21 protein-coding genes are annotated in these 19,996 nt (G+C 63.7%); 9 read left to right on the top strand and 12 right to left on the bottom strand.

Annotated elements, in window-relative coordinates:
• Window positions 1-4 precede the first annotated feature (4 nt).
• Window positions 5-517, bottom strand: coding sequence for an RES family NAD+ phosphorylase (locus tag DVB37_RS13055; protein WP_120155471.1), 513 nt, complete (start codon window positions 515-517; stop codon window positions 5-7).
• The gene (locus tag DVB37_RS13050; protein WP_046806287.1) at window positions 514-999 is read right to left on the bottom strand and encodes an antitoxin Xre/MbcA/ParS toxin-binding domain-containing protein; all 486 of its coding nucleotides are present in this window, start codon (window positions 997-999) and stop codon (window positions 514-516) included. The genes DVB37_RS13055 and DVB37_RS13050 overlap by 4 nt, the downstream gene beginning before the upstream one ends.
• Before the next feature lie 195 nt (window positions 1,000-1,194).
• Here DVB37_RS13050 and DVB37_RS13045 point away from each other — a divergent pair, with 195 nt between their 5' ends.
• Together DVB37_RS13045 and DVB37_RS13040 are read left to right on the top strand one after the other, a co-directional pair.
• On the top strand, window positions 1,195-1,572 hold the full coding sequence (locus tag DVB37_RS13045) for a DUF423 domain-containing protein (protein WP_104143935.1): 378 nt from the start codon (window positions 1,195-1,197) through the stop codon (window positions 1,570-1,572).
• Window positions 1,573-1,697: 125 nt separating this feature from the next.
• A complete protein-coding gene (locus DVB37_RS13040) occupies window positions 1,698-2,606 on the top strand; it encodes a DMT family transporter (protein WP_046806289.1) in 909 nt (302 codons plus the stop codon).
• Between the two features lie 74 nt (window positions 2,607-2,680).
• On the opposite strand, the gene DVB37_RS13035 is transcribed toward DVB37_RS13040, so the two are convergent.
• Together DVB37_RS13035 and DVB37_RS13030 are read right to left on the bottom strand one after the other, a co-directional pair.
• The gene (locus DVB37_RS13035; RefSeq protein WP_104143934.1) at window positions 2,681-3,319 is read right to left on the bottom strand and encodes a glutathione S-transferase family protein; all 639 of its coding nucleotides are present in this window, start codon (window positions 3,317-3,319) and stop codon (window positions 2,681-2,683) included.
• A 3-nt stretch (window positions 3,320-3,322) separates the two neighbouring features.
• Window positions 3,323-4,498, bottom strand: a complete 1,176-nt coding sequence (locus DVB37_RS13030; RefSeq protein ID WP_120155469.1) for a PQQ-dependent sugar dehydrogenase — start codon at window positions 4,496-4,498, stop codon at window positions 3,323-3,325.
• A 137-nt stretch (window positions 4,499-4,635) separates the two neighbouring features.
• On the opposite strand from DVB37_RS13030, the gene DVB37_RS13025 reads away from it, so the two are divergent.
• Complete coding sequence (locus DVB37_RS13025) at window positions 4,636-5,250, top strand: glutathione S-transferase family protein (RefSeq protein ID WP_104143932.1); 615 nt, start codon at window positions 4,636-4,638, stop codon at window positions 5,248-5,250.
• 124 nt (window positions 5,251-5,374) lie between these two features.
• Here DVB37_RS13025 and DVB37_RS13020 read toward each other — a convergent pair whose 3' ends face one another.
• Entirely contained in the window at window positions 5,375-6,325 is a 951-nt protein-coding gene (locus tag DVB37_RS13020; RefSeq protein ID WP_120155466.1) for a LysR family transcriptional regulator, read from the bottom strand.
• 120 nt (window positions 6,326-6,445) lie between these two features.
• Here DVB37_RS13020 and DVB37_RS13015 point away from each other — a divergent pair, with 120 nt between their 5' ends.
• From DVB37_RS13015 to DVB37_RS13005, 3 genes are read left to right on the top strand one after another with little or no spacing between them, the layout of a single operon-like run.
• Window positions 6,446-7,426: a tripartite tricarboxylate transporter substrate binding protein gene (locus tag DVB37_RS13015; protein ID WP_120155464.1), complete on the top strand. Its 981-nt coding sequence runs from the start codon at window positions 6,446-6,448 to the stop codon at window positions 7,424-7,426.
• Between the two features lie 6 nt (window positions 7,427-7,432).
• Window positions 7,433-8,914: an amidohydrolase family protein gene (locus tag DVB37_RS13010; protein WP_120155460.1), complete on the top strand. Its 1,482-nt coding sequence runs from the start codon at window positions 7,433-7,435 to the stop codon at window positions 8,912-8,914.
• Window positions 8,915-8,969: 55 nt separating this feature from the next.
• Complete coding sequence (locus DVB37_RS13005) at window positions 8,970-9,659, top strand: aspartate/glutamate racemase family protein (protein ID WP_371683139.1); 690 nt, start codon at window positions 8,970-8,972, stop codon at window positions 9,657-9,659.
• A 77-nt stretch (window positions 9,660-9,736) separates the two neighbouring features.
• Here DVB37_RS13005 and DVB37_RS13000 read toward each other — a convergent pair whose 3' ends face one another.
• The 7 genes from DVB37_RS13000 to proC form a co-directional block, all read right to left on the bottom strand.
• Complete coding sequence (locus tag DVB37_RS13000) at window positions 9,737-10,438, bottom strand: ABC transporter ATP-binding protein (protein ID WP_046806297.1); 702 nt, start codon at window positions 10,436-10,438, stop codon at window positions 9,737-9,739.
• Window positions 10,438-11,205, bottom strand: coding sequence for a high-affinity branched-chain amino acid ABC transporter ATP-binding protein LivG (livG, locus tag DVB37_RS12995; RefSeq protein ID WP_046806298.1), 768 nt, complete (start codon window positions 11,203-11,205; stop codon window positions 10,438-10,440). The genes DVB37_RS13000 and livG overlap by 1 nt, the downstream gene beginning before the upstream one ends.
• The gene (locus DVB37_RS12990) at window positions 11,202-12,437 is read right to left on the bottom strand and encodes a high-affinity branched-chain amino acid ABC transporter permease LivM (protein WP_162941207.1); all 1,236 of its coding nucleotides are present in this window, start codon (window positions 12,435-12,437) and stop codon (window positions 11,202-11,204) included. The genes livG and DVB37_RS12990 overlap by 4 nt, the downstream gene beginning before the upstream one ends.
• Window positions 12,437-13,363, bottom strand: coding sequence for a high-affinity branched-chain amino acid ABC transporter permease LivH (livH, locus tag DVB37_RS12985; RefSeq protein WP_050728699.1), 927 nt, complete (start codon window positions 13,361-13,363; stop codon window positions 12,437-12,439). Before livH ends, DVB37_RS12990 begins: the two co-directional genes overlap by 1 nt.
• A gap of 190 nt (window positions 13,364-13,553) precedes the next feature.
• Complete coding sequence (locus tag DVB37_RS12980) at window positions 13,554-14,669, bottom strand: high-affinity branched-chain amino acid ABC transporter substrate-binding protein (protein WP_046806300.1); 1,116 nt, start codon at window positions 14,667-14,669, stop codon at window positions 13,554-13,556.
• A 473-nt stretch (window positions 14,670-15,142) separates the two neighbouring features.
• Complete coding sequence (locus tag DVB37_RS12975; RefSeq protein WP_046806301.1) at window positions 15,143-15,697, bottom strand: queuosine precursor transporter; 555 nt, start codon at window positions 15,695-15,697, stop codon at window positions 15,143-15,145.
• Window positions 15,694-16,527: a pyrroline-5-carboxylate reductase gene (proC, locus tag DVB37_RS12970; RefSeq protein WP_120155457.1), complete on the bottom strand. Its 834-nt coding sequence runs from the start codon at window positions 16,525-16,527 to the stop codon at window positions 15,694-15,696. Before proC ends, DVB37_RS12975 begins: the two co-directional genes overlap by 4 nt.
• A 193-nt stretch (window positions 16,528-16,720) precedes the next feature.
• Between proC and ugpB the strand changes: the two genes are divergently transcribed.
• The 3 genes from ugpB (at window position 16,721) to ugpE (ending at window position 19,988) form a co-directional block, all read left to right on the top strand.
• Window positions 16,721-18,034, top strand: a complete 1,314-nt coding sequence (gene ugpB / locus DVB37_RS12965; protein ID WP_046806303.1) for a sn-glycerol-3-phosphate ABC transporter substrate-binding protein UgpB — start codon at window positions 16,721-16,723, stop codon at window positions 18,032-18,034.
• 199 nt (window positions 18,035-18,233) lie between these two features.
• On the top strand, window positions 18,234-19,115 hold the full coding sequence (ugpA, locus tag DVB37_RS12960) for a sn-glycerol-3-phosphate ABC transporter permease UgpA (RefSeq protein ID WP_046806304.1): 882 nt from the start codon (window positions 18,234-18,236) through the stop codon (window positions 19,113-19,115).
• A gap of 21 nt (window positions 19,116-19,136) precedes the next feature.
• Window positions 19,137-19,988, top strand: coding sequence for a sn-glycerol-3-phosphate ABC transporter permease UgpE (gene ugpE, locus DVB37_RS12955; protein WP_046806305.1), 852 nt, complete (start codon window positions 19,137-19,139; stop codon window positions 19,986-19,988).
• The last annotated feature ends 8 nt before the right edge of the window (window positions 19,989-19,996 follow it).

Raw genomic sequence — 19,996 nt, 5'->3', positions numbered from 1 at the left:
CCGTTCACGCCGCTTTCAAGCGCGGGTCATAAACGAAACGTTCGCGACGCACCACCACGATGTTCTCCGCGTCCGGGTGCGCCGGGTTGATCAGCAGATTGCAGTCGGGCACCCCGCGATACGGCACGATCGCGCTGGGCAGCTCCAGCACTGCGGACACGCCGGATGCGACCCAGTTGTCGCCCACCGTCTGCGAGGCCTCGGCAAACGGCACCGCTTCCCAGAACGGATAGTTGCGCTGCAACTGATCCACCGTGAGCACCTGGCGCGCATCATGCACGGCGCGTGGCACCGCCACTTCAATCAGGTAACGGTTGGCCTGCTCGGATGCGCGCGCGGCAAAATGCACCACGGTTTCCAGCACCGCCAGCGCCACGCTGGCCGACGTGTACACCACCGCCGTGCCGGGGCTGTTGTAGCGCCCGCCCACCGCTGCCGCCCCCGCGCCGCTCAGGTCGTCAGCGCGGTATTTTCCCGCCGTGGTGCCAATGCGCCACAGCGAAATGAAGTCGCTCATGCGTACACGCCCGCCGCTGCCCGGGCCAGGGTGTCCTCCACGATCCGGCTGCTGGCGTCGGACGTCAGCAGCGACAAGGGCTTGACGTTGCCCAGCGCGGGCACCGGCGTGTTCAGCCATTGCACCGCTTCTTCATCGCTGCCCAGCACCTGTCGCGCCACACGCGCCACCCGGGCCACGCGCGCCAGGCGGTCGGATTCCCCCAACGGCAGCATCTGCCCTTCGCGGGTCCAACGCGACAGCGACGCCGCTTTGACTTCGGTAATGGCCATGATTTCGGACTTGGGCACCTGAAGGAAATCGGCCGCGTCGTCCACCATCTGCGCAGGCAGGCCGCGCCGCACATCGCGCGCCATATCGCTCAGCGGGCTATCCACCAATTCCTGGAACAACTGCTTGGCGCGCGGCACGGCGCGGCGCGGCGGCCGGGCCGACGAGGCGTCACGCTTTTCGGCGGATTTTCCGGTAATGGACAGGGTCATGTTGCGCTCCGGTTGGCGGCTGGGCGGACAGCGGGCGCCGCTCAAAGTCAAACAAAGATATTCCAAACAGAATTTATAATATCTCATTTGGAATTCGTGTCGCAAGGGCCAAATGCGCCGCTGTTCTGCCGGGCATGCACCGCATTTGGGCATATCATAGGCGGCGTTACACACGAACAACGATAAGGATTGGCAATGACGGACCGGCAGCTGACGATACTTGCGGCGCTTAATCTCATGGTGGCGGTGGGCGCGGGCGCGTTTGGCGCGCATGGTCTGAAGCGGATGCTGACGCCCGAGCTGCTGTCCGTCTGGCAGACCGGTGTGCTGTATCACCTGGTGCATGCGCTGGGCTTGTTCGTTATCGCGCTCCTGGGCGCACGCTTTGGGTCGCCGCTGCTGTCCGCTGCGGGGCTGGTGATGTTCGTGGGCATCGTGCTGTTTTCGGGCAGCCTCTACACGCTGTCGCTGACGGGCATCCACTGGCTGGGGGCCGTCACGCCGCTGGGCGGCACCGCGTTCCTGGCCGCATGGGCCATGGTGGCTTTGGCCGCCTATCGCGCCCAGGGCTGAACACGCCAAGCCATTTCGCTGCGCGCCCGGGTTTATCGCGTTTTTAAGCGGCGCGGTTTTCTACCCCCGGTTTTTACCCGTTTTTCTCTAACGGCGGCAGGAAGCGCCGCCTTTGCAGGTTTCCGATGTCTTCCTCGACTGTATTGCCCGCCGCCCGGGAACACTCCGCCTTTGCAGGCATCGCCTGCGTGGTGGGCGGCATCTTCTTTCTTACTCTCAGCGACGCCAACGCCAAATGGCTGGGCGCCCACTACAACCCACTTCAGATCCTGTTCCTGCGCGCCCTGATCGCGCTGCCCTTCGTCACCGCGCTGGCTTTGTGGCTGGGTGGGCGCCGCGTCATGCGCACCGCGCATCCCGGCTTGCATCTGCTGCGCGGCGCAATCAACGTCGTGTCGGCCTGTTGTTTCTACCTGGGCTTGCGCGCACTGCCCCTGGCCGAAGCCACCGCCATCGCATTTGCCGCGCCCTTGTTCGTGACGGCGCTGTCCGTGCTGATCCTGAAAGAGCGCGTCGACGGCAAGCGCTGGCTGGCGGTGCTGGCCGGCTTCGTGGGCGTGCTGATCGTGGTGCGCCCGGGCTCGGATGCCTTTCAGGCGGCCACGCTGTATCCGCTGACCACAGCCTTGCTATACGCCGTCATGATGATTACCGCGCGCGGCATCAGCCGCGCCGAAGGCATGTTGACAACCACGTTCTATATCGTGCTTGGGCAATTGATTTGTAGCGCGGTGGGCTTGCCGTGGGTGTGGCAGACGCCGGCCGCCGAACACCTGCCCTACTTCGGCGGCATCGCGCTTTTCAGCACATTGGGGCTGGCATTGATCACGCAGGGTTTCCGGATCGGGCCGGCATCGGTCGTTGCGCCGTTCGACTACACCGGTCTGATCTGGGCCACGATCCTGGGGTGGATCTTCTGGCGCGAAGCCCCCGACGCCTACGCTTATCTGGGCGCGCTGATCATCGCCGGCAGCGGCGTGTACATCGCAGTGCGCGAAGCCCGCGCCAAGGGCCGGCGGCGCGGCAAGGCCTGATAGGCCCGGCGCCGCGCGTTTCTTCAAGATTCGGCGGCCCCGCCACCCGGCCATCAACCCAGCGGTGCGACGCGCTATTCGGTCGGCGCCGGGAAATGCCGCCGCAGCACCCGCGCCACATTGGGTTCCTGCGCGGCCTGTCGCGCCACGGACGTCAACGCCGGGCATTCGGCCTGGAACCATGCCTGCCCCGGCCGCCAGTGCGTCATGACCGTCACATACAGGTCCAGCGCCGAGAAGCGCCGCCCCAGCATATGCGGCGCACCGGCCTGCTGCTCCAGCTCTTTCCACAACTCGGCGCGCCGCGTATGGATGCGTTCCCGCAGCAGATCCGCCCCGGCGCCTTCGCCCGCCCATTGCGCGGGAATGTCGCCATAGGTGAACGTCGGGTATACCGCGGCGACCAGCCGCAACAGCAGATTCAGGAAATGCGCTCGCTCGGGCTTGTCGGCGGCCGGCACCAGGCCCGCTTGCGGCGCCACATCGTGCAGATGCAGGATCATCGCGGCGCTTTCCGTCATGACCTCGCCTTCGGGCGTGATCAGCGTAGGCACCTGTCCCAGCGGGTTCAGGGCAAGCAAGCGGTCGCGCTCGGGGCCGGGCTTCAGGTACGGCACGTCCGTCAGCGTGTGCGGCACATTGGCCAGCACCAGCGCCATTTCCACAATGGCCGACCCGCAGCCGGCTGACCCGATCAATTCGTACGTCTTCATCGCTTACCCTCCTGATTGCGCTGGCGCTATCCGCAGCAGTTGCCCCGGCGATGCGTCCGTCAACACATACACATAACCGTCCGGCCCTTGCCGCACGTCACGTATGCGGCTCTTGCGATCCACCAGCAGCCATTCCTGGCCCACGACGCGGTTGCCGTCCAGCGTCAGGCGGATCAAATTCTGATTGCGCAGCGCGCCGATAAAGACGGAATGCTTCCAGGCCGGAAAGCGGTCGGCGTTGTAGAACGCCATGCCGCTGATAGCGGGTGACTTGGCCCACCAGAACAGCGGCGGCTCGGTGCCCGGCGCGGTCTCGCCCTTGGCCTCGGGGATGGGCTGGCCCGAATAGTTGATGCCGTAAGTCGCCAGCGGCCAGCCATAGTTCTTGCCCGGCTGCACCACATTGATTTCATCGCCGCCGCGCGGGCCGTGTTCGTTTACCCAAAGCTCGCCGGTCCAGGGGTTCATCGCCATGCCCTGCGGGTTGCGATGCCCATACGACCAGATTTCCGGCCGCGCCCCGGTCTTGCCCACGAAGGGGTTGTCGTCGGGCACCGAACCATCCAGCGTCAGGCGCACGATCTTGCCTTGCAGCTTGTCCAGGTCCTGCGCCGTGGGGCGCTGGTTGTTCTCGCCCAGCGAGATGAACAGGTGGCCTTTGCCGTCAAACACCAGGCGCGACCCAAAATGCAGACCCGAGGATAGCTTGGGCGCCTGCCGGAACAGCACCTTGAAGTCTTCCAGCGCGGTCGCATCGTCGGACAGCCGGCCACGGCCCACGGCGGTGCCGCTTTTATCACCGTCGGACTCGGCATACGACAAGTACACGTAGCGATCCTTAGCGAAGTCGGGCGACAGCGCCACGTCCAGCAAACCACCCTGCCCGCGCGCCGCCACGTTGGGCACGCCCGCCAGCGGCTTGGACAACCCGCCCGGCGTGCGCAACAGACGCAGATTGCCGGGCCGTTCGGTGATCAGCACGCCGCCGCCATCGGGCAGGAAAGCCAATGCCCAAGGATGATCCAGCCCACCGACAACCGCCGTCACGTTCGCCGGCACCGACGCGGGCTCCTGCGCGGCGCGAGCGGGCGTTGCGGCCCAGATGGCGCCGGCCAGTATCAACGTGGAGAAAGCAAAATAGGGAATCGCGCGCGAGCTTGCGGCGGTGCGTGACTGCATGGACATCTCCGGCGGCAACGAGTGGGAATGCGGGCGCGGGTGGCATGACAAGTTGGCGCCAAGCGCGCCGGGGGTGGCGTACCATAGCGCCCAAGGACGGGGGCCCGCCCGTTCTTTCGTTCAGGAGACCCGATCACATGAAACTTTACTACATGCCCGGCGCGTGTTCGCTCGCTTCCCATATTGTTCTGGAGTGGGTGGGCAAGCCCTATGAAACGCATCAATTGAGCCGCGAAGCGCTCAAGGGGCCCGACTTTCTGAAGGTGAATCCGCTGGGCGCCGTGCCCGCATTGAGCGACGGTGACTGGACCCTTACGCAGAACGTAGCCATCCTGGAATACATCGCCGAGCAGGCCCCGCAGGCCAAGTTGCTGGGCGACGGCAGCGCGCGCTCGCGCGCCGATGTCCGCCGTTGGCTGGGCTTCATCAATTCCGACATCCACAAGACCTTCTCGATGATCTTTGGCGCGTCTCGCTTCCTGGGCGATGAAGCCGCGCAGAAAGAGCTGGCGGGCTCGGCGTCCAAGCTGCTGACCAAGCTGTTCGCGCAGCTGGATGCACAATTGGCCGGCAAGCCGTATCTGGCGGGCGACGCGCCTTCCATCGCCGATGCCTATCTGTACGTGGTGCTGCGCTGGGCGCGCGCCAAGGAAATCGACCTGGCCGGCCAGGACAATCTGGCGGCGTTTGAAAAGCGCATGGAAGCCGACAAGGGCGTCCAGGCCGCATTGAAGGCCGAAGGGCTGGCGTAATCTCAAGTCCGCGGTCCTGCGTCCGGCGTCCTGCGTCCGGCGTCCTGCGTACCGCGCCCTGCGAGCCCCGCACCGCGCCGGAAACACTCCGCGCTTGCTTTGAACCCGCCGACAACGGACGCATTCACTGCGTGTCGGCGGCGCTTTCCAGCTCCAGCGTTTTTTTCACCGCCGCCAAAAACCTGCGCGCCAGCAGCGGCGGCGCGCTCAGGTTCGAATGCGTGGCCCAGATTTCAACGCTGGCCTCGGGCGCGATCGGCCGCAGCACCATGTGCGCGGACTGCTCGGGCGATACGCACCACGCGTCCACCAGCGCCGGCCCCAACCCCTGCTGTACGAACGAACACGCCGTCACCGGCGAATGCACTTCTATGGCGGCGGCATGGCGTGGCCCTGCGCCAAAAAAAGTGACCAGCGCTCGGCCCAGCGGCGTGTCGCGCGGATAGCCGATCCACGCGGCGGATGAAAAATCCTCGGGATGCACCACGTTGTGGCTGGCCAGCGGGTGCGCGGCGGGCATCACGCACACCACGGGAACACGCGCCAGCCGCACCGACGTCAAATTGGGATGATCGGGCGGCTGCATGGAAATGCCGATGTCCGCCTGGCCCGACAAAAAGTACGCCGCCAGTTCGTCGAACGTCACGCTGCGGTAGTCCACCCGGGCGTCCGCATTACGGCCGCGAAAGCGCTCAAGCGCCATCGGAATCAGCCGCTGCCCAAAGCTGGCGCTGGCCACGATCTTCAACATGCCCGCGCCGGATTGACCCAGGCTGGCGGCAAGGTCGTTCACGCGCTGGATGCCGCCATACACCTGCTCTACTTCCGCATACAGCCGCCGCGCTTCAGCCGTGGGCGACAAGCGGCTCTTGACGCGTTCAAACAAGCGATAGCCCAGCCGGCTTTCCGTCAGCGCCAGCACGCGGCTGACGGCCGGCTGCGACACATGCAGCATGCGGCCCGCGCCGCTGATCGAGCCGGCCATCATGATCGCCCGGAAGACCTCGATCTGACGCAGGTTCAACGGCCGCCCCGCGCTGGGTCCGACCTCGTCCGCATAGCCGTCCGCAACCATTTTTTCTTCCCCTTATCGATAACGGCGGATTATAGGATTGCCACATTTTTCGATGATGCAGCGCCGCAACGCGGGTGTAATCTGCGCCCGTCACCACAACAAAACAAGGGGAATACCACCATGCATCGTCAATTTATCCGCAGCCTTTGCGCGCTGGCCGTCAGCGCCACACTGGTGGCCACCGCATCGGCCGCCAACGGCTATCCCGACAAGCCCATCACGTTCGTCGTGCCGTCCGCCGCCGGCGGTTCGCCCGATGTGCTGTCGCGCCTGATCACCACCCAGATCGCCAAGGACACCGGCGCCACGATGGTGATCGAAAACCGTCCCGGCGCGGCCGGCAACATCGGCATTGCGCTGGTCAAGCGCGCCGCCCCGGACGGCTACACGGTGGGCTACGGCAACATCAACACGCTGGCGGTTAACCGCTCGCTGTTCAAGCGCCTGCCCTACGACGTCGACCAGGACCTGACGCCGGTCGCGCATATGTTCGACCTGTACAACGCGCTGATCGTGCCGGCCGAATCGCCCGTCAAAAGCGTGCAAGACCTGATCGACCGCGCGCGCAAGGAACCGGGCCGCTTGTCGTATGGCGCGTCGGGCGTGGGCACCACCGGCCACATGGGCGGCGAACTGTTCAAGAGCATGGCCAAGCTGGACGTCATGTTCATCCCGTACAACGGCGGCCCCGCCGCCATTCAGGACTTGCTGGGCGGTCGCCTGGACTACCTGTTCGTCAACACGTCCGAAGCCGCACCGCTGGTCAAGAGCGGCAAGGTGCGAGCCATCGGCGTCAGCAGCCTGAAGCGCCTGGCGCTGATGCCTGATGTGCCCACGCTGGACGAATCCGGCCTGAAGGGCTATGAAACGGTGGCCTGGGGCGGCGTGGTGGCGCCCAAGGGTACGCCGGCCGACGTCGTTACCAAGCTGAACGCCGCCATCCAGAAAGCCCTGGCCGCACCCGACGTTCGCACCGGCCTGGCCACGCTGGGCGCCGAACCGGCAACGGGCTCGCCGGAAGAGTTCAAGCAGTTGATCGACCGTGAAACCGCCAAGTGGCAGAAGATCATCGACACTGCCGGCATCGAGAAACTGGACTAAGCCTTCATGACGCAGCACACCTTGCAGGCAGACTTCATCGTGGCCGGCGCCACGCTTATCGACGGTTCGGGCGCGCCCGCCCGCCAGGGCGACGTGGCCGTGCTGGGCGAACGCATCGTGGCCGTGGGCAGCTTTGCCCACCCTGCGGGGGTGCCGGTCATCGATGGCCGGGGCCAGGTGCTGGCGCCCGGCTTCATCGATTCCCACACCCACGATGACGGCTACCTGCTGGCGCACCCCGACATGCTGCCCAAGGTGTCGCAGGGCATCACCACGGTGGTGACCGGCAACTGCGGCATCAGCCTGGCGCCGTTGGAATGCGACAGCATTCCCCAGCCGCTGGACCTGCTGGGGCCGCCCGAGCTGTTCCGCTTTGGTACGTTTCGCGCGTGGATGGACGCCTTGCGCGACACGCCCGCCGCCGTGAACGTCATTGCGCTGGTGGGCCACACCACCTTGCGCGTGGCCGTCATGGACGACACGTCGCGCCCCGCCGACGACGCTGAGCGCGCCGCCATGCGGGCGCTGCTGCAAGAAGCGCTGGACGCGGGCGCCTTCGGCGTGTCGACGGGAACGTTCTATCCGCCCGCCAGCGCCGCGCCCACCGACGAAATCATCGACGTGTGCCGGCCTTTGCTTCCCGCGCATAATGCGGGCCGGCGCGGCCTGTACGCCACCCACCTGCGCGACGAGGCCGACCATATCGTGCCCGCCATGCAAGAAGCGCTGCTGATCGGCCGTGAACTGGACTGCCGCGTGGTCTTCTCGCACCACAAGCTGGCCGGCGAACGCAACCATGGCCGCACGCGCGAAACGCTGGACCTGATCAACCGCGCCGCCGCCAATCAGCCCGTTTGCCTGGACTGCCATCCCTACCCCGCCACGTCCACGATGCTGCGCCTGGACCGCGCGCGGCTGGCCAGCCGCACGATGATCACGTGGTCCAAAGGCTACCCCGACGCCACGGGCCGCGACTTCAGCGACGTCATGCAAGAGCTGGGCCTAGACGACGAGGCCGCCGTGGCGCGCCTGGCTCCCGCTGGCGCCATCTACTTTTTGATGGACCCCGCCGACGTCAACCGCATTTTTGCGCATCCGCTGACGATGGTCGGTTCGGACGGCCTGCCGTTCGATCCGCACCCGCACCCCCGCCAATGGGGCACCTTTACCAATGTGCTGCGCACGATGGTGCGCGAACAGCAGCTGCTGTCGCTGGAAGCCGCCATCCACAAGATGACCGGTCTGGCGGCTGACCAATATGGCATCGCCGAACGCGGTCTGCTGCGCCAGGGGTATCATGCTGACCTGGTGCTGTTCGATCCTGCCACGGTAACGGATGTGGCCACGTTTTCAGCTCCCATTCAGGCAAGCCAGGGCATCCACGCGGTGTGGGTCAATGGCCGCCAGGTGTGGGATGGGGAACGGACCACCACGCAACGCCCGGGCCAGGTTTTGACGCCCGGTGATGCCTTAGCCCGGAGTGTATAAAGTGAAGACGTTTTCCCAGGGGTGCTACCTGGGTGTATTGGGCGGTATGGGTCCCATGGCCGGCGCGGCCTTTGCCCTACGCCTGGCGGCGCTGACGCCCGCCGCGATTGACCAGCAGCACATCCCCACGCTGCTGCGCAACGATCCCCGCATTCCCGACCGGTCCAGCGCCTACATGGCCGGCGGCGAAAGCCCCCTGCCCCATATGATCGAAGGCGTGCGCTTTCTGGAACAGGCGGGCGCCCAACTGATCGCCATCCCCTGCAACACGGCGCATCTCTGGTACCACGACATCGCGGCCGCCACCGGCGTACCGGTGCTGCACATCATCCAGGCCGTGATCGACGACCTGCGCCGCCTGGGCTTGCCGGGCGGGCGTATCGGGCTGATGGGCACGGCTGCTACGTTGAAGCTGGGCCTGTACCAGAAGCACCTGCTGGCGCAAGGCTACGAGTGCATCGTGCCGGATGACGACGAGGTCGAACGCTATTGCATGGGTTCGATTCGCGCCGTCAAAGGCAACCGCCTGGAAGACGCGTTCGCGCCCGCCGCGGAATGCATCGCCCGCCTGAAAGCGCGCGGCGCCGACGCCGTGGTGCTGGGCTGCACTGAACTGCCGCTGGCCGTGCCGCACGCGCTGCGCGCCAGTCTGGGCGTGACGCTGACGGACTCCATCGACGCCTTGGCCCGCGCCGCCATCGCGCACTATGAAGCGGATCTGGCCAAGCAGCTGATCGCGGCCTGACCGGAACGGGCGGAAAAAAAAGCGCATCTTTCGATGCGCCCGAATTTCCCTTCGCGGGGAATGTGTCAACGCGGTTCTTATCCGCCCAGGTACGCCTTGCGGACTTGATCGTTGACCAGCAAATTGGCGCCCGTGTCTTGCAACACGACGCGGCCGTTTTCAAGCACATAACCGCGATCGGCCACGCCCAGCGCCTTGTTCGCGTTCTGCTCCACCAGGAATACCGTCACGCCCTGCTCGCGGATTTCGCGGATGATGTCGAAAATCTGCGCAATCACCAGCGGCGCGAGCCCCAGCGTGGGCTCGTCCAGCAGCAGCAGGCGCGGGCGCGTCATCAAGGCGCGGCCGATCGCCAGCATCTGCTGCTCGCCGCCCGACATCAGCCCGGCGCGCTGGGCCGAACGCTCTTTCAAACGCGGGAACAGGCCGTAGACGTGATCGATGCCCTCTTCGATTTCAGCGCGCTTGGAAAAAAAGCCGCCCATCATCAGGTTTTCAGCAACGGTCAGGTCCTTGAACACGCGCCGGCCTTCAGGCGAAATGGCGATGCCATTGCGCATGATGTGGTGCGTGTCCTTGTGGGTGATGTCCTCGCCTTCGAACGTGATCTTGCCTTCACGCGCGCGCGGGTTGCCGCAGACCGTCATCAACAGCGTCGTCTTGCCGGCGCCGTTAGCGCCGATCAAGGTGACGATTTCGCCCTTGTTGACCTCTACCGACACGCCGTTCAACGCCTGGATGGCCCCGTAAAAGGTGTGTATGTTTTCCAGCTTAAGCATCATTCCTCCCCCAGGTACGCTTTGATGACGCGCTCGTCGTTGCGCACCTGCTCGGGGGTGCCGGTGGTGATCGGCTTACCGTGTTCCATGACCAGGATACGGTCGGAAATGCCCATGATCAGGCTCATGTCGTGCTCGATCAGCAGCACCGCCACGCCGAACTCGCGGCGCAACTGGTCAATCAGCGATTGCAGATCGCGCTTTTCCTGTGGGTTCAGGCCGGCTGCCGGTTCATCCAGCATCAACAGACGTGGCTTGGTGATCATGCAGCGCGCGATTTCCAGACGGCGCTGGTGGCCATAGGCCAGGTTGCCCGCTTCGCGGTTGGCGAATTCGCGCAAACCCATGAAGTCCAGCCACTGCGCCGCGCGCGACAGCGCTTCGGCTTCCGACTGTCGATAGCCCTTGAGCTTCAACAAGCCCGGCAGCAGCCGCGATTCCACCTGCGTGTGCTGTGCCACCAGCAGGTTTTCCAGCACGGTCAGCTGCTTGAACAGGCGCACGTTCTGAAACGTGCGCACCAGGCCATGGCGCGCCACCTTGTGGCTGGGCAAACCGGTGATCGGCTTCCCGTCCATGATGATGTCGCCGGCCGTGGGCGCATAGAAGCCGCCCACGCAGTTGAACACCGTGGTCTTGCCGGCCCCGTTGGGGCCGATGATGGCGAAGACCTCGTCGGATTGGACTTCAAACCCCACGCTGTCCACGGCCAACAGGCCGCCGAACCGCATGGTGAGCCCGGATACTTTCAGCAATGCCTCGCTCATTTAGACAGCTCCACGTGGGGACGCTTCATGGGCAACAACCCCTGCGGACGCCACATCATCATCAACACCATCACCAAGCCGAACATCAGCATCCGGTACTCGGCGAACTCGCGCGCCAGCTCGGGCAGCACGGTCAGCAGGATGGCCGCCAGAATCACACCCACCTGCGAGCCCATGCCGCCCAGCACCACAATGGCCAGGATCAACGCGGATTCGATGAAGGTGAAGGATTCCGGGTTCACCATGCCCTGGCGAGCGGCAAAAAACGCCCCGCCAAAACCGGCGAACGTCGCGCCCAGCGTGAAGGCAGACAGCTTGATGCGCGTGGGGTTGAGCCCCAGCGAGCGGCACGCGATCTCGTCTTCGCGCAGCGCTTCCCAGGCGCGTCCGACCGGCATGCGGATCAAACGCGTGGAAACGAACAACGTAATCAGGGCCAGCAGCAACGCCATCATGTACAGATAGATGACCATGTGCTGGTTCTGGAACGTCAGGCCGAAAAAGTCGTGGAACGTGGTGCCGCCTTCGGTGCTGGCGCGACGCGTCATTTCCAAGCCGAACACCGTGGGCTTCGGAATGCCGGAAATGCCGTCCGGGCCGCCGGTCAGCGTGTTCAGGTTGATGAGCAGCAGCCGGATCATTTCACCGAAACCCAGCGTCACGATGGCCAGGTAATCGCCCCGCAACCGCAGCACCGGAAAGCCCAGCACGAAGCCGAACAAGGCCGCCATCGCGCCCGAGAACGGCAGCGCTTCCCAGAAGCTCCAGCCGCCCCAGTGATACAGCAAGGCGTAGGTGTACGCGCCCACGGCATAAAAGCCCACGAAGCCCAGATCCAGCAGCCCCGCAAAGCCCACCACGATGTTCAGGCCCAGGCCCAACATCACGTAGATCAGCACCAGGGTCGCGATGTCGACCGAGCTGCGTCCCGCGAAGAATGGCCAGATGACCGCGATGGCAAGCAGCAACAGCGCCAGCCCCTTGTGGCTCTTGGCGGGCGCCGACGGCAGTGTCGGCAGGCCCGTCTTGAGCTTCTGGAACGGAATGGCGATCCACGGGCGCAGCATCTGGAACACAAACACCACGGCCGCGGCAAGGGCCACCAGGCCCCAGTGCGATTCCATCGACGTGCGCGCACCCTGACGAATCAGTTGCAGGCCAAACACCGGAGTCACGATGACCGCCGTCAGCACGGCCGCCATCGTGGCGTTTTTAATATTGTTTTTGGACATCAGACTTTTTCCACCTCAGGTTTGCCCAACAGCCCGGTGGGACGGAACAACAGAATCAGGACCAGCAGCGAAAACGCCACGATGTCCTTGTACTGTGACGAGATATAGGCAGCCGCGAAGGTCTCGGCCAGGCCCAGCAGCACGCCGCCCAGCATCGCGCCGGGGATGCTGCCGATGCCGCCCAGCACCGCCGCCGTAAAGGCCTTGATGCCGGCCAGAAAGCCGATGAACGGGTTGAGCTTGCCGATGGTGATGGCGATCAGCACACCGCCCACCGCCGCCAGGATCGCGCCCATCACGAACGTGAACGAGATCACGCGGTTGGTGTCGATGCCCAGCAGGTTGGCCATGTGCATGTCTTGCGAGCAGGCGCGCGACGCGCGGCCCATGCGCGAATACTTGATGAACAGCGTCAGGCCGATCATCAGCACCACCGTCACGACGATGATCATGATGCGCGAATACGGCACCGTCACGTCGAAGTCGGATCCCATGTGGAACTGCACGGCGCCGGATACCAGCGAGGGCACGGCCATGTCGCGCGCACCTTGGCCCAGGGCCACCCAGTTCTGCAAGAAGATCGACATCCCGATTGCCGAGATCAGCGCCACCAGGCGGGGGCTGCCTCGTACGGGGCGGTACGCCACGCGTTCGACCGAGAAGCCGTAGATGCCGGTCACGGTAATGGCCACAAGCAGCATGGCGGCAATGATGAACGGCACCGGCAGCCCGCTATTGGTGCCGATGGACGTCAAGGTGACCAGGCCGACATAGGCGCCGATCATATAGATTTCGCCGTGGGCGAAGTTGATCATACCGATGATGCCGTAGACCATTGTGTAGCCGATGGCGATCAACGCGTAGATCGCGCCCAGAGACAATCCGTTGAAGAATTGCTGGGTAAGTTGGGGTATGAGGTCAGACATTATTCTCTTGCTCCAAATGGTTCCGGCCCCGGTGAGAAGACCCGGAGCCGGAAACCTGGGCGTATTTTATAAGGGCCTGTGGTCACCGCTTGCCGGCCGCACAGCGCTTTTGGCGCATCGCTACGCGGATTACGGCACAACGAAGACGACAGGCCCTACACGCCGGCACCGTGCCGGCGGGATCGCGAGTTTACAGCTGGGTCTTCTTTCCGTCCTTGTCCCACTTGTAGACGGCGAATTCGAAGTTCTTCAAATCGCCCTTGGCGTCGTATTCGACCTTGCCGATGCCGGTATTGAACGTGGTCTTGTGCATGTAGTCCGCGACCTTGGCGGGATCTTCGCCCACGGCGTTGATGCTGTCGGCCAGGATCTGCACGGCGGCGTACGCGGGCATCTGGAAGGCGCCGTCCGGATCGCGCTTGGCGTCCTTGAAGGCCTTGACGATGCTTTCGTTGCCGGGCAGCTTGGTGAAGTCAGCCGGCAGCGTGACCAAGAGGCCCTCGATGGCCGGGCCGGCAATCGCCACCAGATCCTGGTTGGCGGTGCCTTCCGGACCCATGAACTGAACCTTCAGGCCCTGTTCCCGCGATTGGCGCAGCAGCAGGCCCAGTTCGGGGTGGTAGCCGCCGAAGTAGACCAGGTCCACCCCCGCCGACTTCAGTTTCGTGATGATGGCCGAGTAATCGCTGTCGCCAACGTTGATGCCTTCGAACATCGCCACGTTGACGTTCTGCTTGGCCAGCGCGTCCTTCACTTGCGTGGCCACGCCCGAGCCGTACGTCTGCTTGTCGTGCAGCACGGCAACCTTTTGCGGCTTCAGCGTCTTGGCGATGTACGCGGCGGCGTACGGGCCTTGCTGGTCGTCGCGGCCGATCGTGCGGAAGAAGAAATGCGGCTTGATGGTGTCGGTAACCAGCGGCGACGTGGCGCCCGGGGTGATGCCGACAATGCCCTCTTCCTCGTAGACCTTCACGGCGGCCACGGTCACGCCCGAGCAAGCGTGGGCCACGGCGAACTTGGCGCCGGAGTTGACCACGCGGTTGGCGGCCGGAACGGCCTGCTTGGGTTCGCAACCGTCGTCGATCAGGATGGGTTCAAGCTTCTTGCCCTTGACCCCGCCCTTGGCGTTGATGGTTTCAATGGCGGTCAGGGCGCCGGCCTGGATCTGGTCACCGTATTGGGTGTTGGGGCCGGTCATAGGCTGGGGAATGCCAATCTTGATCGTGTCGGCGGCGTGCGCGGCGCCAGCCAAGGCAAGTGCCCCAAGCGCCATGGCAACCGGGGTAAGGCGATTCAGAAACTTCATGCGGAGTTCTCCAGCGAGGTTTTGAGCGGCTCTGATCGAAACGGTTAGTCGGGTGGATACCCCGCAATCCGTATCGCGCGTCGCCGGCTTCTTGGGCAAAAACACGGTGTGGGCGGTATTCTGGAAGCAAGCCGCCATACTGTCACTGCGTGTAATCCCCAATATTTAGCGCCAAACGTTTAATCGTGACGGATCAGTTTTGCAAGCCCATGAAATCGCTGGGAAAATCACGGAATTTACAGGCGGGACAGGGTCTGCTTCGCGCCACCGCTGCCGCTCACCGATATATGAATAATCATTAATACAGCGTTCGAATCAGGCGGGGTCTCGCATTTAAATACACTGCTTACGCCGGACTTACGAATAATGATTATCCGGTTAATAAAAAAGCGCGTATGGCAAGCGGAGAAACCGCTGTCCATACGCCCTTTTTTTGGCACTGCGAACCGACGTTGCGATCCGGCCCGTTACCTTCAGGCGTTGGCCGGCCGGGCCAGGTTCCACATCAGCGCACGGAACGGCGCCAACATGCTGATATTGACCACCAGCTTGATGGCCAGATCGCCCATCAGCCAGGTCGTCCAGGGCGCCCCCGTGGCGGCGAACGCCACGCTGAAGAACACCACCGTATCCAGAATGGCGCCCAACACGCCCGACACCAGCGGCGCGCGCCACCAGCGTTGGTCGCGCAAGCGGTCAAACACCTGGATGTCAACCAGCTGCGCGCAGATGTAAGCCAGGCCGGACGCCAGCGCAATGCGCGGCGAGGCCACCCAGAACGACACCACCAACGCGGCCGCAAAGCCGAACCAGACCACGCGCCGCGCGGCGCCCGGGCCAAAACGGCGGTTCAGTACGTCGGTCACCAGGAAGGCGATGGGGTACGACAGCCCGCCCCACGTCAACCAATCGTTTAGCGGCACCTGCACCAGAATGTTGGAGCCCACCACCACCAGCAGCATGCACAACACGGCGATGCCGAATTGCGTGCGGCTCATGGCGGGAAAGCCCCGGCTTGCCTTGATCATTTCCCAAATTCCTCTGCCAGCTCGCCCGACCGGCGGGCCGCGGCGGCCATGGCGTCTTCAACGATGCCGGTAAACCCCGCCGCGCCGAATGCCGCCAGCGCCGCCGCCGTGGTGCCGCCCTTGGACGTAACGCGCTCGCGCAGCACGGACAAGGGTTCGTCAGATTCCGCCGCAAGCTTGGTAGCGCCGGCCAGCGTGCCCAAGGCCAACTGCTTGGCTTGCGCTTCGGTCAGACCGACTTTCAAGCCGCCGGACACCAGGGCTTCCAGGAACAGGAACACATAGGCCGGCCCGCTGCCCGACAACGCGGTCACGCCGTCCAGCGCGGCGTCGTCGGCCACCCACACCACCTGCCCCACGCTGGACAGCAACTGCGCAGCCAGTTCGCGGTCGGCCTCACCCACGCCGTCCAGCGCGGCCAGGCCCGTCATGCCGGCGCCCACCAGCGCGGGCGTATTGGGCATGCAGCGCACCAGCCGCTTGAACGGCGCGTCGGGCGTGCCGAGCCAGCCGGCCAGCGTGTCGGCGCGAATGCCAGCGGCAACGCTTACCACCAAGGTGTCGTCCCGAAGCCACTGACGTGTGGAAGCCACAACATCTTTCATGTTCTGTGGCTTGACCGCGAACACCCAAACGACGCACCGCGCCAGGGCCTCGTCGGGAGCCACCGAGGTGGTCATGCCGCGCGCCTGCCACGCCGCGTGGCTATCCTTATTAATGTCAATGACATGGATGTTCCCGGCGGGGCATACTTTGCCGGCAAGACCGGAGGCCAAAGCGGCCGCCATATTGCCGCCGCCAATGAACGCAATCGAAAGTTCGTTTTTCATAGCGCAGCATTGTAATCGGTCAACTACGTTGGGGAAAAAAAAGAAAATGTTCGTTCGCGCCTGAAACGCGCAATTTGACAGGCGTTTGGAGTGATGTGAAAGTCACGGTTTTGTCACAAACAATTCATAAGGTGTCGTGTTTTCCGTGTCCGGACTACCCGGTCACAACACGCCCATCAGGAGGAACTTCACCATGCGATCACACCGTATTGCTTTAACCTTCGCCGCCGTCATGGCTGCGTTCGCGGGCGCGTCCGCGCATGCCGCCACCGAGATCCAGTTCTGGCACTCGATGGAAGGCGCCCTGGGCGACCGCGTCAACGGTCTGGTTGACGAGTTCAACAAGAAGAACCCTGACTACCAGGTCAAGGCGATCTACAAGGGCAACTACGGCGAATCCATGAATGCCGGCATCGCCGCGTTCCGCGCCGGCAATGCGCCGGACATCCTCCAAGTGTTCGAAGTCGGCACCGCCACGATGATGTACGCCAAGGGCGCCATCAAGCCGGTCCAACAGATGTCGGAAGAAGTCGGCAACCCGATCGATCCGAAGGAATTCATCGGCGCCGTGGCCGGCTACTACTCGTCGGCCGACGGCAAGCTGGTGTCGATGCCCTTCAACAGCTCGACGGTTGTCTTCTACTACAACAAGGACGCCTTCAAGAAGGCCGGCCTGGACGCCGACAAGCCGCCCAAGACCTGGGAAGAGCTGGCCGCCGCCGGTCAGAAGCTCAAGGCCGCCGGCCAGGAATGTGGCTACACCACGTCGTGGCCGTCGTGGGTTCAACTGGAAACGTTCTCGGCCTGGCATAACGTGCCGTACGCCACCAAGGACAACGGTTTCGGTGGCCTGGACGCCCGCATCGCGATCAACACCCCGCTGCACGTGCGCCATCTGGAAAACCTGGCCAAGCTGGGCAAGGAAGGCATCTTCATGTACGGCGGTCGCGGCGACGAGCCGAACTCGCTGTTCATCAGCGGCAAGTGCGCCATGATCACCGGTTCGTCGGGCCTGCGCGCCAACATCGCCAAGAACGCCAAGTTCGAATTCGGCACTTCCACCGTGCCCTACTACGCCGACGTGCAAGGCGCCCCGCAGAACACCATCATCGGCGGCGCTTCGCTGTGGGTCTTCGCCAACAAGAAGCCGGAAACCTACAAGGGCGTGACCGCGTTCTTCAAGTTCCTGGCCAGCCCGGAAATCGCCGCTCGCTGGCACCAGCAGACCGGCTACGTGCCGGTCACCAAGGCCGCCTACGAACTGACCAAGAAAGACGGCTTCTATGAAAAGAACCCGGGTACCGAAGTTGGCGTCAAGCAGCTGAACGTTGAAACCACCGCGCAATCGCGTGGTTTGCGCCTGGGCTTCCTGCCGCAGATCCGCGAAATCGAAGACGCTGAAATCGAACGCATCGTGTCCGGCAAGGTTGCGGCCAAGGACGGCGCCGAGAACATCGTCAAGCGCGGCAACGAGTTGCTGGAAAAGTTCGAGAAGAGTGTAAAGTAGCGCCCTTTCCGGGATTCCGTCAGTCGATTGCCTTCGCGCATTTCTCAAGCGTGACAATGACTTAACGGCCAATCCGGATACGAGCGCAAGGCTTAAAGCCCTGGTTTTTTTAGGGCTTTAAGCCTATCGTATTTTTATGAAAGCGGTTTCAAGCGGCGGTTAATCCAACCGCCGCTTTTCTGTACCTTGGGTACCCCCTATGGAAAAACGCGTTGTATTCGGGCATAAGACCCTGCCCTATCTGCTGCTTCTGCCGCAGCTGATCATTACCGTGGTCTTCTTTTTCCTGCCCGCCGGACAAGCCATGTGGCAGTCCATGCGGTTGGAAGACGCCTTCGGTTTGTCGTCCGAGTTCGTCGGCCTCGACAACTTCATGGAACTGTTCTCGCAACAGGCCTACCTTGATTCCTTCCGTGTCACCGCCGTGTTCTCGGTGCTGGTGGCCGTTGTCGGTCTGGGCGTGTCCTTGCTGCTGGCCGTCATGGCCGACCGCGTGATCCGCGGCGCGGGGCTCTACAAGACCCTTCTGATCTGGCCTTACGCCGTGGCGCCCGCCGTGGTCGGCGTGCTGTGGCTGTTCATGTTTTCGCCTTCCGTGGGCATTCTGGCTGTCGCGCTGCGCAAGTCCGGCGTGGACTGGAACCCGCGCCTGGACGGCAACCAGGCCATGATGCTGGTGCTTGTCGCCGCCGTCTGGAAGCAGATCTCGTACAACTTCCTGTTCTTCCTGGCAGGCCTGCAATCGATTCCGCGCTCGCTCATCGAAGCCGCCGCGATCGACGGCGCCAGCCCGGCGCGCCGCTTCTGGAGCATCGTGTTCCCGCTGCTGTCGCCCACCACGTTCTTCCTGCTGGTGGTCAACATCATCTATGCCTTCTTCGACACCTTCGCCGTTGTGGACACCACGACGCAAGGCGGTCCCGGCACGTCGACCTCGATCCTGGTCTACAAGGTGTACAGCGACGGTTTCCGTGGCCTGGACCTGGGTTCGTCCGCTGCCCAGTCGGTCATCTTGATGTTCATTGTGGTTGCCTTGACGGTCGTACAGTTCCGCTACGTCGACCGCAAAGTGCAGTATTGATTTTGTTCGAGGCTAATAACAATGGTTGAACGCCGTCCCTGGCTGGATATTCTGGCCCACTTCATTCTGCTCTGCGGCGTGGCGATGGTGGCATTTCCGCTTTACATCACTTTCGTCGCGTCCACGCAGACTGCTCAGGAAGTGGCGCAAGCGCCGATGTCGCTGATTCCCGGCCCGCACTTTGTCGATAACTACATGCAGGCGCTGTTCGGCGGCTCGTCCGGCGGTTCGTCGGGCGCGCCCGTCGGCCGCATGATGTACGTCAGCCTGATCATGGCGTTGTCGATTTCCATCGGCAAGATCGCGATCTCGCTGCTGTCGGCTTTCGCGGTCGTGTACTTCCGCTTCCCCGGCCGCATGTTCTTTTTCTGGATGATCTTCGTCACGCTGATGCTGCCCGTCGAAGTCCGGATCGCGCCCACCTACAAAGTGGTGGCAGACCTGGGGCTGCTCAATAGCTACGCCGGTCTGACGTTGCCGCTGATCGCCTCGGCCACCGCCACTTTCCTGTTCCGCCAGTTCTTCCTGACGGTGCCGGACGAGCTCATCGAAGCCGCGCGCATCGACGGCGCGGGCCCCGTGCGGTTCTTCTTCGACGTCCTGCTGCCGCTGTCCAAGACCAGCATCGCCGCCCTCTTCGTGATCCAGTTCATCTACGGCTGGAACCAATACTTGTGGCCGCTGCTCATCACCACGCAGGAAGACATGTACCCCGTCGTCATCGGCATCAAGCGGATGATCAGCGGCGGCGACAGCGTGACCGAATGGAACATCACCATGGCCACCGCCATGCTGGCCATGATTCCGCCGGCGCTCGTCGTCATCCTGATGCAGAAATGGTTCGTCAAGGGTCTGGTCGACACTGAAAAGTGACGCTTGCC

The organism is Achromobacter sp. B7 (genome assembly GCF_003600685.1).
In the GTDB taxonomy this organism is placed as follows: domain Bacteria; phylum Pseudomonadota; class Gammaproteobacteria; order Burkholderiales; family Burkholderiaceae_B; genus Achromobacter; species Achromobacter spanius_B.
Note: the sequence above shows the minus strand (reverse complement) of the source record. Positions and strands in the feature narration are given on the sequence as shown.